16 protein-coding genes are annotated in these 16,513 nt (G+C 43.3%); 8 read left to right on the top strand and 8 right to left on the bottom strand.

The window, feature by feature from the left end:
* Positions 1 to 9 precede the first annotated feature (9 nt).
* From benC to C8322_RS07360, 6 genes are all read right to left on the bottom strand, one after another.
* A complete protein-coding gene (benC, locus tag C8322_RS07385) occupies positions 10 to 1,026 on the bottom strand; it encodes a benzoate 1,2-dioxygenase electron transfer component BenC (protein ID WP_004809448.1) in 1,017 nt (338 codons plus the stop codon).
* Between the two features lie 93 nt (positions 1,027 to 1,119).
* Positions 1,120 to 1,611, bottom strand: a complete 492-nt coding sequence (gene benB, locus C8322_RS07380) for a benzoate 1,2-dioxygenase small subunit (RefSeq protein WP_004809446.1) — start codon at positions 1,609 to 1,611, stop codon at positions 1,120 to 1,122.
* The gene (gene benA, locus C8322_RS07375) at positions 1,608 to 2,996 is read right to left on the bottom strand and encodes a benzoate 1,2-dioxygenase large subunit (protein WP_004809444.1); all 1,389 of its coding nucleotides are present in this window, start codon (positions 2,994 to 2,996) and stop codon (positions 1,608 to 1,610) included. The genes benB and benA overlap by 4 nt, the downstream gene beginning before the upstream one ends.
* A 75-nt stretch (positions 2,997 to 3,071) precedes the next feature.
* A complete protein-coding gene (gene catA, locus C8322_RS07370; protein ID WP_004809441.1) occupies positions 3,072 to 3,992 on the bottom strand; it encodes a catechol 1,2-dioxygenase in 921 nt (306 codons plus the stop codon).
* A gap of 162 nt (positions 3,993 to 4,154) precedes the next feature.
* Positions 4,155 to 4,445: a muconolactone Delta-isomerase gene (gene catC / locus C8322_RS07365; protein WP_004809440.1), complete on the bottom strand. Its 291-nt coding sequence runs from the start codon at positions 4,443 to 4,445 to the stop codon at positions 4,155 to 4,157.
* A gap of 23 nt (positions 4,446 to 4,468) precedes the next feature.
* The gene (locus C8322_RS07360) at positions 4,469 to 5,578 is read right to left on the bottom strand and encodes a muconate/chloromuconate family cycloisomerase (protein WP_004809438.1); all 1,110 of its coding nucleotides are present in this window, start codon (positions 5,576 to 5,578) and stop codon (positions 4,469 to 4,471) included.
* 115 nt (positions 5,579 to 5,693) lie between these two features.
* On the opposite strand from C8322_RS07360, the gene C8322_RS07355 reads away from it, so the two are divergent.
* The 3 genes from C8322_RS07355 (at position 5,694) to C8322_RS07345 (ending at position 9,651) form a co-directional block, all read left to right on the top strand.
* Positions 5,694 to 6,605, top strand: coding sequence for a LysR family transcriptional regulator (locus C8322_RS07355; protein WP_004809435.1), 912 nt, complete (start codon positions 5,694 to 5,696; stop codon positions 6,603 to 6,605).
* Between the two features lie 229 nt (positions 6,606 to 6,834).
* Entirely contained in the window at positions 6,835 to 8,205 is a 1,371-nt protein-coding gene (locus tag C8322_RS07350; RefSeq protein ID WP_004809432.1) for an aromatic acid/H+ symport family MFS transporter, read from the top strand.
* A 111-nt stretch (positions 8,206 to 8,316) separates the two neighbouring features.
* A complete protein-coding gene (locus C8322_RS07345; RefSeq protein WP_171063196.1) occupies positions 8,317 to 9,651 on the top strand; it encodes a DcaP family trimeric outer membrane transporter in 1,335 nt (444 codons plus the stop codon).
* A 38-nt stretch (positions 9,652 to 9,689) separates the two neighbouring features.
* Here the strand turns inward: C8322_RS07345 and C8322_RS07340 are convergent, their stop codons facing one another.
* Positions 9,690 to 11,102 (bottom strand): PLP-dependent aminotransferase family protein, encoded by a 1,413-nt coding sequence (locus C8322_RS07340; protein ID WP_004809428.1) that lies wholly within the window; start codon positions 11,100 to 11,102, stop codon positions 9,690 to 9,692.
* Between the two features lie 185 nt (positions 11,103 to 11,287).
* Between C8322_RS07340 and C8322_RS14395 the strand changes: the two genes are divergently transcribed.
* Both C8322_RS14395 and C8322_RS07335 read left to right on the top strand, forming a co-directional pair.
* Positions 11,288 to 11,455, top strand: coding sequence for a hypothetical protein (locus C8322_RS14395; protein ID WP_004809426.1), 168 nt, complete (start codon positions 11,288 to 11,290; stop codon positions 11,453 to 11,455).
* A gap of 258 nt (positions 11,456 to 11,713) precedes the next feature.
* On the top strand, positions 11,714 to 13,369 hold the full coding sequence (locus C8322_RS07335) for a long-chain-fatty-acid--CoA ligase (RefSeq protein WP_004809425.1): 1,656 nt from the start codon (positions 11,714 to 11,716) through the stop codon (positions 13,367 to 13,369).
* A gap of 47 nt (positions 13,370 to 13,416) precedes the next feature.
* Here C8322_RS07335 and C8322_RS14390 read toward each other — a convergent pair whose 3' ends face one another.
* Positions 13,417 to 13,581: a hypothetical protein gene (locus C8322_RS14390; RefSeq protein WP_004809424.1), complete on the bottom strand. Its 165-nt coding sequence runs from the start codon at positions 13,579 to 13,581 to the stop codon at positions 13,417 to 13,419.
* A 105-nt stretch (positions 13,582 to 13,686) separates the two neighbouring features.
* Here C8322_RS14390 and C8322_RS07330 point away from each other — a divergent pair, with 105 nt between their 5' ends.
* The 3 genes from C8322_RS07330 to C8322_RS07320 all read left to right on the top strand — a co-directional run bounded on the left by C8322_RS07330 (position 13,687) and on the right by C8322_RS07320 (position 16,487).
* Positions 13,687 to 14,709: a flavin reductase family protein gene (locus tag C8322_RS07330; protein ID WP_008307328.1), complete on the top strand. Its 1,023-nt coding sequence runs from the start codon at positions 13,687 to 13,689 to the stop codon at positions 14,707 to 14,709.
* A gap of 27 nt (positions 14,710 to 14,736) precedes the next feature.
* Positions 14,737 to 15,900 carry a fatty acid desaturase family protein gene (locus C8322_RS07325; protein ID WP_004809422.1) on the top strand — a complete coding sequence of 388 codons (1,164 nt, stop codon included), beginning with the start codon at positions 14,737 to 14,739 and terminating at the stop codon, positions 15,898 to 15,900.
* Positions 15,901 to 16,328: 428 nt separating this feature from the next.
* Positions 16,329 to 16,487, top strand: a complete 159-nt coding sequence (locus C8322_RS07320) for a hypothetical protein (RefSeq protein ID WP_167456597.1) — start codon at positions 16,329 to 16,331, stop codon at positions 16,485 to 16,487.
* Positions 16,488 to 16,513: the final 26 nt, after the last annotated feature.

Below are 16,513 nucleotides of genomic sequence, written 5' to 3'. Positions count from 1 at the left end.
TCCCTCTAATTAGTTAGCAGAGAATTTTTCAAACAGGAAGCTTGCAGGTTTTACGCCTTCAGCATCCAGCCAGCCGCGAACCGCTTCAACCATTGGTACAGGGCCACACAGGTAGACATCTACATCACCGCCATTTAGCCATTCGTTTTCGATATGACCGGTCACATAGCCTTTACGCTCATGTGCCGATTCCGGGTTAGCAACCACTGTACGGTATTCGAACCACGGGAATTTTTCTTGCAGTTCGTTCAGTTTTTCAATGGCAACCAAGTCGAAATCATTGGTCACACCAAATACTAAACGCACTGGATGTTCTGAACCTTTTTCTTCCAGCACTTGCAGCATCGACATGAATGGTGCAATACCTGTACCACCCGCCAGCATCAAGACAGGACGGGTCACAGGGCGCAGGTAGAAGCTACCAAATGGACCGGTGAAAGTCATTTTATCACCAGCTTTGGCATTGACACTCAAGAACTCACTCATTTTACCGTTCGGTACGTTACGTACCACAAAGCCGGTTAAACGGTTGCCTGGTTTAGAGCTGAATGAATAAGAACGGGTTTCAGTTGTACCTGGAATACCCACGTTCACATATTGACCAGGAAGGAAGTGAATGTCTGGTTGACCTTCATCTAACTGAATATCAAAGGTAATGGTCGAGTCAGACAGGTTTTCAACGCGAGCCAAAGTTCCCTGGAATGCATGAATTTCTGTTTTGCAGACTTCAGAAGATGCCTGAATCTGGAACACCGCATCTGACGTTGGTTTGCATTGGCAAGCAAGAATATAGCCTTCAGCTGCTTCTTCTGGGGTTAATGCATCTTCAATATAAGTTTCTTCAGGCATGTCAAATGAACCTGATTCACAAAACGCACGACACGTTCCACAAGCACCATCACGGCAGTCCAAAGGAATATTGATCTTTTGACGGTAAGCTGCATCAGACAGGGTCTCGCCTTGGGCAACAGAAATAAAACGTGTAACGCCATCTTCAAATTGAAGTGCAACATTGTGGTTTGACATGGCTGAATATCCTATATAAATCTTTGTAACTGGACCTTTCAGCCAATTTTCCATCTGGCTGAAAGGTTTTACCTGGCTGTAATAAAAACAGTCTTAAAGGTGATAGATGTCGATAACCTGATTGATGTAATCATTTTTCAGTACCACGTATTTGCTTAAAATTTGTGGTTTATCGCCTGAAAAATCGATTTCATAACGTGACATACCGAAGTAGCTGTAGCTGTTTTTGTAACGGAAACTCAAGGTATTCCAGTTAAAACGTACAGTGACCTTGTCGCCATCACGTTCAACAAGTTCAATATTGCTGATGTTATGGCTGGTACGGGTATCCGGCATGGTTGCAGATGAACGTTCAGTCTTGATACGGAACACACGGTCTTCCAAACCTTGACGGTCTGGATAGTAAATCAACGAGATTTCAGACTGTGGATCTGTAGTCAGTTTGTCGTCGTCATCCCAGGCTGGCATCCAGAAAGACGCAGTAGGGGCATAACAAGTTAACCAGTCATCCCATTGTTCATCATCTAAAAAGCGGGCTTCCTGATACAGGAACTGCGCAATATTTTCTAAAGTGATGTCGCTCATGCGTTTTCTCCTTCAGTAGATGCTGCAATTTCTTTTTCAGTCGCGATGCCTTTTTTGATCAGTTCTAGCCAGTACTGGTGCTGAGCCAGGTATAAACCTTCATCTTCAGTTTTAATACCTGAAAGTTTTGGTTTTAAACCAATTTCGTTAGCCGCATCATCCGGACCTTGTATCCAGTGTTTGGCACCACGGCTCATGTCGTTCCATTCCAGGGCAATACCGGCATAACCCGCTTGACATGCACGGAACTCTTCCAAGTCATCTGGAGTTGCCATACCTGAAGCGTTGAAGAAGTCTTCATACTGACGGATACGGCGGGTGCGTGCTTCAGGCTCTTCACCGACAGGACCGATACAGTAAATGGTCACTTCAGTTTTGGTTGGAGACAGTGGACGCAGGACACGAATTTGTGAGCCGAATTGATCCATGAAGTAGACGTTTGGATAGATACACAGGTTACGAGAACGCTCGATCATCCACTTCGCCATAGCTTCGCCATATTGCGCAGTGTATTCATCTTTCTTGGCAAAGTTAGGACGGTCTTCCGGGTTAGCCCATTGCGTCCAAAGCAGCATATGACCGTGTTCAAAGCCGTAAGAACCGCCGCCTTGTTTACCCCAGGCACCCGCGCTCATGGCACGAATGTTGTCGCCACCTTGCTTTTCTTTACGTTGTTGAGTAGTTGCAGCATAGTTCCAGTGTACTGCAGACACGTGGTAACCATCGGCACCGTTTTCTGCAGTCAGCTTCCAGTTACCTTCATAGGTATAAGTCGATGAACCGCGTAATACTTCCAGACCCTGGTCAGACTGACCCACGATCATGTCAATAATTTTGGTGGCTTCGCCAAGATATTCTTCCAGGGAAGGAACATCCGGATTCAGGCTACCAAACAAGAAGCCTTTGTAATTTTCAAAACGGGCTACTTTTTTCAGGTCATGAGAACCGTCCTGGTTAAAGCAATCTGAATAACCTGCATCTGCCGGATCTTTTACTTTTAAAAGTTTGCCTGAGTTGTTAAATGTCCAGCCGTGGAAAGGGCAGGTATAAGTCGCTTTGTTACCGCGCTTGTAACGGCAAAGCTGTGCACCACGGTGTGAACAGGCATTGATCATGGCATTCAGTTCACCGTTACGGTTACGTGCAATGATGATCGGCTGGCGGCCCATGTGAGTGGTGTAATAATCGTTGTTATTTGGAATTTGGCTTTCATGTGCCAAGTACACCCAGTTTCCCTCGAAAATATATTTCATTTCAAGGTCAAAAATGGCCTGGTCTGTAAATACTGAACGATGTAGCTTGAATTCACCGGTTTCATAGTTTTCAACAAGTAATTCGTCAATACGATCTAAATGGCTGGTGTTAATTACTGGAATACGAGGCATGTCCGTTCTCCGACTTTCCAAATTTGGGTAAGTCACCGAAATGTCTGGTAGTAGACATTTCGGTTCCCTGTATGATTAAGCGCTTGCGCGGCGGCGTTCTACTTCAGTGCTTGGCGCTGCAGCTTGGTCTTTCACCAGTTCAATATTGAACTGGATATGTTTGAATGGACCATTTAAACCGCGGCGTGCGATTTCAGCTTCATCGGTCACATCATCAGCAGTGGCGACCAGACCATCACGTGTGGCGAATGCAAAGTCATCCCACAGGTATTGATCGCCTTCGATGTTGAACTGGGTGGTTAACTTGCGGTAACCCGGTGCAGATACGAAATAATGCACATGAGATGGGCGGTTACCGTGACGACCTAATTTGTCCAGTACGAACTGGGTGGTACCTTCAGGTGGGCAGCCATAACCGACCGGCATGGTGGTCAACGCCACATATTTACCGTCCTGATCGGTAAAGATAGAACGGCGCAGGTTAAAGTCCGATTGCGACTTATCAAAGAACGAATAGTTGCCCAGGCTGTTGGCATGCCAAACTTCAACTTTAGCGCCTTCAATAATATTGCCTTCGGTATCAGTTACAGTACCTTCGATGATTAGAGTCGGAATTTTGCCTTCTTCAGAGCCATCATCCATACGGGCAAAGCCGACAGATTCAGGAGCACCCGCCACATATAACGGACCTTCAATCGTACGTGGCGTACCGCCCGTAATACCTGCTTTAGCATCTGCTTCATCAGCACGTAAGTCTAAGTAGTGTTCCAGACCCAAGCCTGCAGCCAGTAGGCCCAATTCATTGGCTTGACCGGCATCGGTAAAGTATTCCAGACCTTTCCACAGTTCTGACTGAGAAATATCAAGATCTTCGATCGCCTGGAAAAGGTCACCTAGCAGGCGCACAACGATTTGCTGGACACGCTCGTCTACAGGACCTGTGGCTGTATCCACGTTCATTTGTTTAACTAATGCATCAATTTGTTGACGGTTCATACTATTGCTCCTTAAGTATGTCTGTTTATTGGTGGCTGTTGTTTCAATCCTTATGGCTGAAACTTGGCTGCCACAGTCCTTTGTTAATTACCCTCTGAATACTCTCATCGGATGTGTTCAGATTTGACCGACCTGGCATATTCCAGGTCTCGGTCATTGTGATCAGGTGTCATCTTCCCGGATTGAAGAAGGGTGGCGGTTTAGTGCCATGATTTCGATATCCATATATGGATACAGTGGTAAGCCCTGCAAAATGTTGTGCAGCTCTTCGTTACTTTCCACATCAAAAATACTGATGTTTGAATACTGGCCTGTGATTCGCCAGATATGGCGCCATTTACCTTGGCGCTGTAAATCCTGTGAATAGGCTTTTTCAACAGCCTTGATTTCGTTGGCCTTCTCGGCAGGCATATCCAGCGGGATATTTACATCCATACGTACATGAAACAGCATGTCTCACTCCTCAATCTAATTGCTTATTTACGGCGTAAATTGTCGATCTTGTCTTCATCCAGCTGAATACCCAGACCGGCACCTTGCGGCAGATGCAGCTCAAAATTCTGGTATTGCAGTGGTGTTTTCAGAATTTCTTCAGTCAGCAGTAGCGGGCCGAATAGTTCAGTACCATATGCCAGATTCTCAAAGGTCGAGAACAGGTGAGCGGATGCAATTGTTCCTACTGAACCTTCCAGCATGGTGCCACCATACAGGTCAATCCCTGCAAGGTTAGCCACTGTCGCGACATCACGGCCTTCCAGCAAACCACCTGATTGCGCCACTTTAATTGCAAATACCGAAGCTGCATTAGTACGAGCCAGCTTATAGGCAGTGCTTGGCCCCATCAGTGATTCATCGGCCATAATGGCAATATCAAAGCGACGGGTCAGACGTTGCATGGCATCAATATTGTCAATGGCACATGGCTGTTCAATCAGATCAACACCACCATCTTGCAATAACTGAATGCCTTTTATCGCTTCCAGCTCTGACCAGGCACGGTTTACATCCACACGGATCGAAACGTCGTTGCCTAATGCTTTTTTAATTGCCAGAACATGTTCAACATCTGCTTCTACTGGACGTGAACCGATTTTTAGCTTGAAGAAGTTATGGCGTTTTGCAGCCAGCATCTTTTGTGCTTCAGCAATGTCTTTTTCAGTATCGCCAGAAGCCAGTACCCAGAGGACCGGTACGCCATCACGTAAACGACCGCCTAGCAGTTCAGAAAGTGGTAAACCTAAACGCTGCGCCTGAATATCCAGCAGGGCAGTTTGAATGGCACATTTCGCAAAACGGTTGCCATTAATATTTTTTTTGATTGCTTGTAATGTCTGTGCAACATTTAAGCCTGATAATGTTTTTAAAAGCGGTACAAAATAAGTATCAATATTTACTTTGACACTTTCAGGGCTTTCATCACCATAACCTAAGCCACCGATCGTTGTTGCTTCACCCCAACCGATGTAACCATCTTCAGTGGTGATTTTGACCAATACCAGGGTCTGGGTTTGCATCGTCGCCACCGCCATCTTGTGAGGACGGATCGTCGGTATTTGAACCAGCAATGTTTCAACTGACTTATACATAATTACGCTTCACATTCTTGCTTTAATGTTTTGACTTGATATACCTTAAAAGAATAATTTTGATTGGTCTAAGATCGATTTAGCATTTTTTTATACTTTAAAGGTATGCAGTAATATGGAACTCAGGCATTTGCGTTACTTCGTCGCAGTCGTTGAAGAACAAAGTTTTACCAAGGCGGCAGAAAAACTGTTTATTGCGCAACCACCTTTAAGCCGTCAGATCCAAAATCTGGAACAGGAACTAGATATTCAGCTCTTTGAAAGAGGTAGCCGACCGCTTAAGACCACAGAAGCAGGTCAATTCTTCTACCAGCATGCGGTTAAACTTTTGTCTAATGCGGAAGAAATCAAATCGATGACCAAGCGGATTGGTATCGCGGATCGCACTATTAGCATTGGTTTTGTCGGCTCTTTATTATTCGGTTTACTGTCGCGTATTGTGTTTCTATTTAAGCAGCAACATCCCCAGCTCAAAATTGAGATGGTAGAAATGAATACTTCAGAGCAGATTCAGGCACTTAAAGAAGGGCGGATTGATGTCGGTTTTGGACGTTTAAGGATTTCAGATCCGGCAGTGAAACGGGTGTTGCTGCGTGAAGAACGGCTGATGGTCGCGGCACATTCCAGCCATTTTCTTTCTCAACGAGATGGCGTGAATCTGGTTGAACTGGTGGATCAGCCACTCTTTTTATATCCGAATAATGGTAAAACGAATTTCTCTACCCAGGTGCGCGGTATATTTTCCGAGTATGGACTGGAACCGAAAAATATTCGTGCGGTCAGTGAATTGCAACTGGCGCTGGGTTTTGTGGCTGCTGGAGAGGGTGTTTGTATCGTGCCGGAAAGTGCCCAGAATATTCGTCTGGCACATTTAAACTTTATCCCTTTATTAGATGAATTTGCGGTCAGTCCGGTTTTTATGGCTATTCGTAATATGGATGAAAGTGAATATATTCGATATCTGTTTGATGCGGTCTATCAGGTCTATGATCTTGAAGCGATTAAATATGATCGTGCTGTATTTTAATTCAGATCAATACCTGTCTGGATCTTATAGGAAATAAAGCGAATCCATATTTTAATATTGAATGAAGGTTTTATTTTTTGGATGAATATCATTAAGGCATAGTAAATAAAGCCTTTTCTTTAAGGCAGACTTTATAGGTATAGAAGCATGCCTATTCAGTTTTGGACATTTATGCACATCTTCTGCATTGTGAATCTCATAAATTGAACTTCACAATTAGGAGGTGGAGATGTCTACAAATAAAGTGAATATAAATACGCTGATTGATGAAGCAAAGTTCACGCCTTTTCACTGGGGCGTACTTTTATGGTGTTTATTAATTATTATCTTCGACGGCTATGACCTGGTTATTTACGGGGTGGCTTTACCACTATTGATGCAGGAGTGGTCACTTGGTGCGGTAGAGGCAGGGCTATTGGCCAGTACCGCGCTGTTCGGGATGATGTTCGGTGCCATGAGTTTCGGAACGCTCTCCGATAAACTGGGCCGGAAAAAGACCATTATGATCTGTGTGGCCATTTTCAGTGGCTTTACCTTCCTGGGCGCTTTTGCCAGTAACCCGATTGAATTTGGTATTTTACGTTTCCTTGCCGGTTTAGGCATTGGCGGCGTGATGCCAAACGTGGTGGCACTGATGACCGAATACGCGCCAAAACGGATTCGGAGTACTCTGGTTGCCGTGATGTTCAGTGGCTATGCCATTGGCGGGATGACCTCTGCCTTGTTAGGTGCATGGCTGGTGGCAGATTATGGCTGGAAAATCATGTTCTATTTAGCAGGTACACCATTATTGCTGTTACCGCTGCTGTGGAAATTCTTACCAGAATCCCTGATGTTCCTCACCAAAAAAGGTGAAACAGAACAGGTCCGCACCTTTGTACAGAAAATTGCTCCAGAACAGAATATTGCGCCAAATACCCAGTTTGTGCTGAATGAAGTGATGGCCGGTGATGAAGCTCCATTACGCGCACTGTTCCAGCAAGGTCGTACATTCAGTACCTTCATGTTCTGGATTGCTTTCTTTATGTGTCTGTTGATGGTGTATGCATTGGGAAGCTGGTTACCAAAGCTGATGATTCAGGCGGGTTACTCATTGGGTGCCAGTATGATATTCCTATTCGCCTTGAATATTGGCGGCATGATTGGCGCAATTGGTGGGGGTTATCTGGCTGATAAATTCCATATCAAAAAAGTGCTGACCATTATGTTCCTGTGTGGTGCATCTGCCTTAATTCTGCTTGGTTTTAACAGCCCGCAGTTTGTACTTTATACCCTGATTGCAATCGCTGGTGCTGCAACGATCGGTTCACAGATCTTGTTATATACTTTTGTTGCACAATATTACCCATCTACTGTGCGTTCTACCGGAATGGGTTGGGCATCGGGAATTGGTCGTATTGGTGCCATCGTTGGACCCGTTTTGACAGGTGCATTGCTGACAATGGAACTACCACACCAAATGAACTTCTTTGCCATCGCGATTCCGGGCGTGATTGCAGCGCTGGCCATTTTTCTGGTGAACCTGAGAGCTTCTGTAGATGGTGAGGTCCTTGAAACCTCTGAATCGAGCGAAGCCATACTTGCCAAAGAAGCGAATTAATAAAGAAAATATCAGTTAATAAAGTAAATATTTCAATGGAATAGGTCACCATCATAAGTGGTGGTGACCGGTTACTGGAATTAAATTGCACAATAAAAAAGCGAGTTTAGGATGAACATGTCGCAATTCACTAATCAACAATCAATCAATAATTCAACCTTCAAACGTAAAGTTTTGATGAGCATGATGGCAATAAGTATAGGCGGTATCAGCCTGTCAGCTATAGCGCAAAGCACAGCTCAATCCAGTCAGGATGAAATCGAGCAGTTACGTCAGGAAGTCAAAGCCTTGCGTGCCATGATTGAACAGCAGCAGTCTCGACAAGTTACATATACAGCACAGGCAACAACACCGGCAGCTATAGCACCAGCAGCCAAACCGGTCATGAAACTTGCTAGTGGTGCTGAATTCAATCTTTACGGAAATGTCCGTGCCGATGCCTCTTATCAGGCTGAAGGCGGTGCAGCTACACGTATGTATAACCAGATTAATGCTGTTCCACTTGAAGGTGTAGGCGAGCGCAGTGATGAGTTTAAATCGACACTTTCTGCAACCCGTCTAGGGATGGACTTTAAAGCTCCTGTAGGTGCTGGGGACAAAACCCTGAGTGCTAAAGTTGAAGTAGATTTCCTGGGTGGCGCAGGTCTGGATAATTTACGTATCCGTCATGCTTATATGAGTTATGCCAACTGGCTGATTGGTCAGACCTGGTCAAACTTTGCTATACCGGATTATATGCCAGAAACTGTAGATGCTTTGGCTTATGCAGGTGGTGCAGTAAAGCGTACGCCTCAGGTTCGTCATACCAGTACCTTTAGTCCTGCTACCAATCTGGTCCTTGCAGTAGAAGATCCAAAAGATGGCACTATTACTGGAATCAAACAGCGTTTGCCTGCCTTAACCGCGCGCCTAAACCATAAATTTGCAGATAATCTTTCCGTCAGTGCCCGTGCCATGGGGAATGAAAAGCGTGTCAATGAAGATGAAAAAATGGCATGGGGTGTAGGTCTGGGTGCAAAATATGAAGTTGTACCGGGTACTACTTTAAAAGCCGATTACTACCATGTTAAAGGTGATAGCAGCTTTGTGTCTTATGCTAATCCTGGTGTAGTTAGAGCGACGAATGGGGATCTTTTACAAAGTGAGTTCGACTCGATTACTGTCGGTTTAACTCAGCAGTTTAATGACAAGTTACATGGTACCTTGGGCTATGGTTATATGAATTTCGAGCAAGATAATGGATATGTTACTGCTACCGCGAATCCAACAGCAATTAACAAGGATCTTTGGCAAGCCTGGGCAAACGTGTTCTATAGTCCGACCAAACCTTTAAGTTTTGGCCTGGAATATGTCTATGGTGAACGTGAAGCATTAGGTGCAGCCACGAATGGTAGCACTAAGGGTGAAGATAACCGGATTAACGCCGTTGCGATCTATAGCTTTTAATACGTCTCAGATTATATTTTGAAAAGCGTGAACCCAGTTTACGCTTTTTTATTGTGTTCAATTTGATCGATGATCTGTTCTATAGCTCGAGCAAGTTCATCTGTCCATTCAAAAGAACAATTTAATCGAATAAAGTTCTGTGCTGCATGTTTAGGCCTGAACAGCAGACTGGGTGCAATGGAAATCTTCTGCTCAAGCAAATCTGTATAGAGCTGCTGCGAATCCATATCTTCAGGCAGCTCTACCCACAAAAAATAGCCCGTTGGATAATAGTGAATCTTACAGTCTTCAGGTAATCTGGCTTTGAGTTCCTGATAAAAACGTTTTTTGTTCTGATTTAAATGACGGCGCAAACTACGCAAATGCTTTTCATAATGATGATGCGCAACAAAATCTACCAATGTATTCTGTAAAAGCGGACTCACACTCAGGGTACTCATCAACTGTAGATGTTGAATCGCATTGGAATATGGGCCTGTAAAGACCCAGCCGACCCGAGCACCCATGCCTAGTGTTTTAGAAAATGAACCACAGTGCAGCACCATATTTTCCTGGTCAAAATATTTCACTGGCACTGGTTTTTCCTTGCCAAAGTTCAGTTCCTGATAAACGTCATCTTCAATCAGATGCACCTGATACTGAGCTAAGCACTGTGCAATATTTTCTTTGATTCCTGCAGAAACTGTATAACCAATCGGGTTCTGTGCGTTCAACATCAGCCAGCAGACTTTGATCGGATATTGTTTCAGGACTTTTTCAAAAGCTTTCAGATCAAAACCACGTTCAAGATCATCAGGAAGAGTAATGACATTTAGTCCCAGTCTTTCAGCAGCCTGCCAGGCCCCATAAAATACGGTTTCCTGCAAAAGAATATAATCACCCGGTTGGGTGAGTGCCTGTAAAGACAAATTTAGAGCATCCAGCGCACCAGATGTAATGACAATGTCATCTGAATGGCATGATATACCTTGTAGTTGATAACGTCCGGCAATGATCTGGCGCAGCTCCAGATTACCCGGTGGCATATTTGGATGATTCAGATAGCTGTTTTTACGTTTGGAATGCTGGGATAATAACTGCATAAATTTGCTATTAAATAGGAGTTCCGGATTGGGGAATGCCGATCCCAACGGGATCATATCTGCTGCTTGGGTATCTTTGAGATAGTTAAATACCACCGAATTGATCTGTATTTTCTCGTGAGCTGCTAATGTTTCTTTAATGGAAGTTATTGCAAGACCAGCACGTTCTGCAATGTAATACCCGGATTTATCTTTGGCATACAGCCAGCCTTGTGCCTCGAGTTCCTGATAGGCATTTAACACTGTCATCAGGCTATAACCGGAAAGTTCGGACTGCTCACGCAATGAAGGGAGTTTGTTATGGGCTTTCCAGATGCCATCTTCAATCATATGGCGAATACTGAGTGCGAGTTTTTCAAATTTATACATACATTAAGAAAAATAAAAAATGGAATTTTATCTGCATATATAGCATATTTAGTCAGGTTAAATATAACAGTTAGGGCAGTTATGATTTATCTGTTATATTTTTTTAGGCAGTATTTGTATCTACTCATTTTTTGCAATCGGGCTGAAAATAAGCATAGTCCCTAAATCCAGCGACAGGTGAGCATATGACTCCAGACGAACAGAAAAAAGCACCGAAATATGCAGACAGCAGTATTTCTGATGAAGCTTTCAAAAAGATGATTATTTGGTTCGCTATTTATGCAGGGTTGTTTTGTCTGGGGGTGGCTTTAGTGGTCAACGCTGATAACCTGTTCTTCTCAGGACTCAAATAATAAAAAATCCCGGTTTAATGGCCGGGATTTTTATTCATATGATTATTCCATTATAAAAAATGATAGTTTTTGATATTTTCATAGACGCCGTAGTTTTTGTCACATTTTGCTACTTGCTTTCATATTTTTCCTTGCTAGATTCAAGCAAGTGATGCGTTTATTTTGCAGTGTCTGCTAATCTGCGCATCATGCTTAAATAAAAATATTTAAAAATCTCGACAATAATATGGACGTATAACAAGGATAAAGGAGCACAACATGCTTGGAAATATGATGTTTCAGCCCTTACTGATCAGCAGCATGATTGAACATGCAGGACGCTATCATGCCGATACTGCGGTAATTTCAAAAAATACTGATCTCAGCATGACTCATACGACCTGGGGCGAAATTCGTAGCAATGCCAAACGTTTCGCCAATGTGCTGAATCAGCTGGGACTGCAACATGGCGACCGTGTCGCGACCATTGCATGGAATAACCATCGTCATCTGGAATCCTGGTATGCCATTTCTGGAAGTGGATTTGTTTGCCACACGATTAATCCACGTTTATTCCCGGAACAGTTGGTATTTATTATTAATGATGCATCAGACCGTGTAATCCTGTTTGATAAAACCTTTGTACCCTTAATTAAAGCCGTCAAACCGATGCTAAGCAAGGTAGAGCACTTTATCTGTCTGGATGCAAAAGATGAGGCTATCCTTGAAGTTCTTCCAGATGTGAAATTCTATGATGAGCTGATTGCCGATCAATCTAATGATTTTGATTGGCCTGTACTTAATGAAAATGCAGCAAGCTCACTGTGTTATACCTCTGGAACTACAGGTCATCCAAAAGGGGTTTTATATAGTCACCGTTCAACGACATTACATAGTTTTGCGATCAGTTTGCCGGATTCACTGAATGTATCCGCACGAGATATCATGCTGCCTGTAGTACCGATGTTCCATGTCAATGCCTGGGGGACACCGTATGCAGCAGCGATGGTCGGCTGTACTTTGATATTGCCAGGCCCAGGGCTGGATGGCGCTAGTCTGGTCAATTTAATTGACAGCTATAAAGTATCAGTTGCTCTAGGTGTACCAACGATCTGGCAAGGCTTGATTGCAGCAGCACAACAGTCGGGTTCCAGGTTAGAAAGCTTAAAACGCAATGTCGTCGGCGGTTCGGCATGTCCGCCTTCAATGCTAAAAGTATTTAAAGAACAGTTTGATTGTGAAACCATCCATGCCTGGGGTATGACGGAAACCAGTCCACTTGGTGCAGCCAATCAGATTAAAGCCAAGCATCTGGATTTGAGTGAAGAAGAGCGTTTACAAATTCGCCTTTCTCAAGGTCGTCCACCATTTGGCGTCGACTTGCGTTTGACTGATGAAGAAAATGGATCGAATGAAATTACTCGCGATGGTGAAACCACAGGCAATCTACAGATTCGTGGTCACTGGATCATCAATAACTATTTTGGCAAGGAAGAATCTTCTTTAACTGCTGATGGTTGGTTTGATACGGGGGATATTGCCACCTTGAATGAAGATGGCTTCATGAAAATCAGCGACCGTGCCAAGGATCTGATCAAATCGGGCGGAGAATGGATCTCCTCGGTGGAACTGGAAAATCTGGCCATGGGTCATCCACAAATAGCCATGGCAGCTGTCATTGCTGCACAGCATCCGAAATGGGATGAGCGTCCAATCCTGATTGCGATTAAAAAACCTGACAGTCAGCTCACCGAGCCAGAACTGCTGGACTATTTTGCTGACAAAGTAGCAAAATGGCAGGTGCCAGACAAAGTAATTTTTGTCGATGCAATTCCACTGAGTGGTACTGGCAAGATGCTGAAAAAAGACTTGCGTGAAAAGTTCGGAACAGTATTGCTGGATCAGCAGACAGAGCTCAGCCCAGCTGTAGAATAATACCTATAAACTCTGCCAAAATAACAAGGCTGACTACAGAAATGTGGTCAGCCTTTTGCATATTTATAGCCATAAAGTTCATAGAAAAATAGTCGATCCAGATAGGCAAACTGGCATGAAATGCCTTTCGGATTTACATGCCGAAAACCAACCTTAATCAAAAGCACATCATTTTGTCCGACAAAAAACAGGAATTCTACTGACAGAAACATGATTTGACCCGAATTGACATGGAACGAATCATAAAAGCCTATATTCTGAATGCATAATAAATAGACAGATGTACATTAATTCTGTTTCTGTATGAGGTAATAAAAATGACAAGTATGCAAAGCTACAAGCCTCACTGGATCCGAGAAGACTTTATTGATTTCATTGCTGAAAAAGTTCATCCAACTTTGGCATTGAAAAAAGTGAAGGCAGAAGTGATCAGCATCCAGCTTATTGGCAATGATTTTTATAAGATCCAGCTACGTCCAAATTTCAACTTTCAGGCTAAAAAATTTCAGCCAGGACAGAATGTAGCTGTGACTTTAAGACTGGATGGTATTTTGCATCAGCGTCATTATTCTGCCGTTACAATGCTAAAAAATGGTGATGTAATTATCGCTGTTAAACAGCAGGGTAAAGTATCCCGTGCCTTGAGCTCCTCACAGCTGGGTGCTGTGGTAGAGCTTTCACAGCCACAGGGCGAATTCACACTGCTGAATTCCCCTAAACCCATTTTAATGCTGGCCTCAGGCAGCGGCATCACTGCAATTTACTCCTTACTGCAAAAAGCCGTAGTGCAGTTTCAGCATCCGATTGATCTGATCTACTTCACCCGTGATGATGCGTTTCATGCTGAAATCAAAACCTTGGCACTGATGCATCCACATCTGAAATATCATCATTTTAATACTGTGGAGCATAAGCAGCATCTCAGCCTACAGTTACTCAACAAGCTGGTGCCTGATTTTGAACAACGTGAAATTTATGCCTGTGGTTCAGCGGCCATGATGAAAACAGCACACCGTATTACTGAAAAGCTTTCCGTGAAATCCAGTTTCCATTCTGAATACTTCCAGATCGTGGTGGATGAAAAAGTTAAAGCACAACCTGTGCAATTCCAGCGATCGCATCAGGAGTTTCAGGCCAGTTCTACCATTCTGGAAAGTGCTGAACAAGCAGGTTTGCGTCCTGCACATGGTTGCCGAATGGGAATTTGTAATACCTGTTCCTGCACCAAAGTCAGTGGCTCAGTAAAAAATATTTTGACTGGTAAAATCGATCACGAGAGCAATACCCCGATCAAATTGTGTATCTCCCAAGCCGTTAGTCCTGTGGTGATTAATCTTTAATCCCTAGAAAAATAAGAAGGTACTCCCATGAATATGCAAATTGATTTTAAGCGGCACAATAAGAGCCAATTTTTAAGCCCTGAACAGATTCAGGAATTTGGTGCCAAGGTGGATGCGATCCGCCGTGAGGTGATGGATGATTTAGGTGAAAAAGATGCTGAATACATCTATAAAATCCGTAATTTTGTCCGCTATAGCGAAATTGCTTCCCGGGGCATGCTGATGGTGGCCGGTTGGTTGCCACCAGTCTGGCTACTCGGTACAGGCTTATTGGGTATTTCCAAAATCGTAGAAAATATGGAACTTGGTCATAACGTGATGCATGGCCAGTTTGACTGGATGAATGATCCAAGTCTGAATGGTTCGACTTATGACTGGGATACCATTGCCACCGGTGATGACTGGAAATATACCCATAACTATATTCATCATACTTATACCAATATTGTCGGCATGGACCACGATGTGGGTTATGGCCTGATTCGTGTGAGTGAATCGCAAAAATGGGAACCCCGTTTTCTATTTAATATTCCACTAACAATTCAGTTGATGGTGTTCTTCGAATGGTACGTGGGTCTACAGCGCCTGCATCTAGAAGATGTAATTGCCTATAAAACCAAAACCTGGAAACAGGTTTGGGATGAAGCAGCGCCACTACGTAAAAAGATGCGCCGTCAGGTACTGAAAGATTATGTATTCTTCCCGATTATTGCCGGTCCAAATGCCATTCCAGTATTTACTGGCAATGCAGTGGCCAATGTGATTCGTAGTCTGTGGGCTTCCGCTGTGATCTTTAACGGTCATTTCACGGAAGATGCTGAAACTTTTGAAATGGACAATACGGAAAATGAATCCCGTGCGGAATGGTATCTGCGTCAGATCCGTGGCTCGAGTAATTTCAGTGGTACCGAATGGCTGCATATTCTAAGTGGTAACTTGAGCCATCAGATTGAGCACCATTTATTCCCGGACATGCCAGCGAACCGTTATTCAGAAGTGGCACCAAAAATCAAAGCATTATGTGCTGAATATGGTATCCACTATAACGAAGCCAGTTTTATGAAGCAGTTTTCGACCGTTTGGGTTCGCGTTGCAAAATGCTCTGTACCAAACGAATGGCATGCACAAATTGCAGAAAAAGTGCAAAGCGCAAAATTTATATTGAATGCTGTAAAAGCCAAGTTCTTTTAATCACTTTTCTTTAACAGCATCATATTGATGTTTCTTAACCAGTTTGGTACTCCTCAATAACTTTGGATGGGTTATTGAGGATTTTTTTATCTGAGCTTCTTATACATATCAACTTGGTTGTAGATTGTCTTGGATCTAGTAATATTAGTTCCAATAAGCTTAAAAAATACTAATACCTTATCAAATTGAAGTATTTTAAAATATTTAATTAATTAGAATAATTAAGTAATACATCATATTTTATGGATAAAATGTGAAGAATTCTTTTCAAAAAAACACTCATGCAAAACAGACTTGGTACGGCTGAAACGCTTTGCCTACAACAACTTGCTAAACTTTAGGAAAGTTATTTTTATAATGGCGGCGTCGTAACATTCAAGGTTTTAGTTTTGAAATATCTTAAATATTTTTCAGGAATCTCCTTATTATTGCTGTTAACTGCTTGTAACACCACTGAAGCGCCAGCTCCAGATTATCAGGGCAACTGGAAGAATACTCTGGAAAATCCAAAACTTGAAAATATCCTGGTAATTGCTAAAAATGGTGAAAATTATCTGATTACTCTCTGTACACGACAAATTTCATAGGACCCTTGTCCTATCAGGCTTTTTCT

Source organism: Acinetobacter sp. SM1B, from assembly GCF_003289665.1.
GTDB lineage: Bacteria > Pseudomonadota > Gammaproteobacteria > Pseudomonadales > Moraxellaceae > Acinetobacter > Acinetobacter schindleri.
Note: the sequence above shows the minus strand (reverse complement) of the source record. Positions and strands in the feature narration are given on the sequence as shown.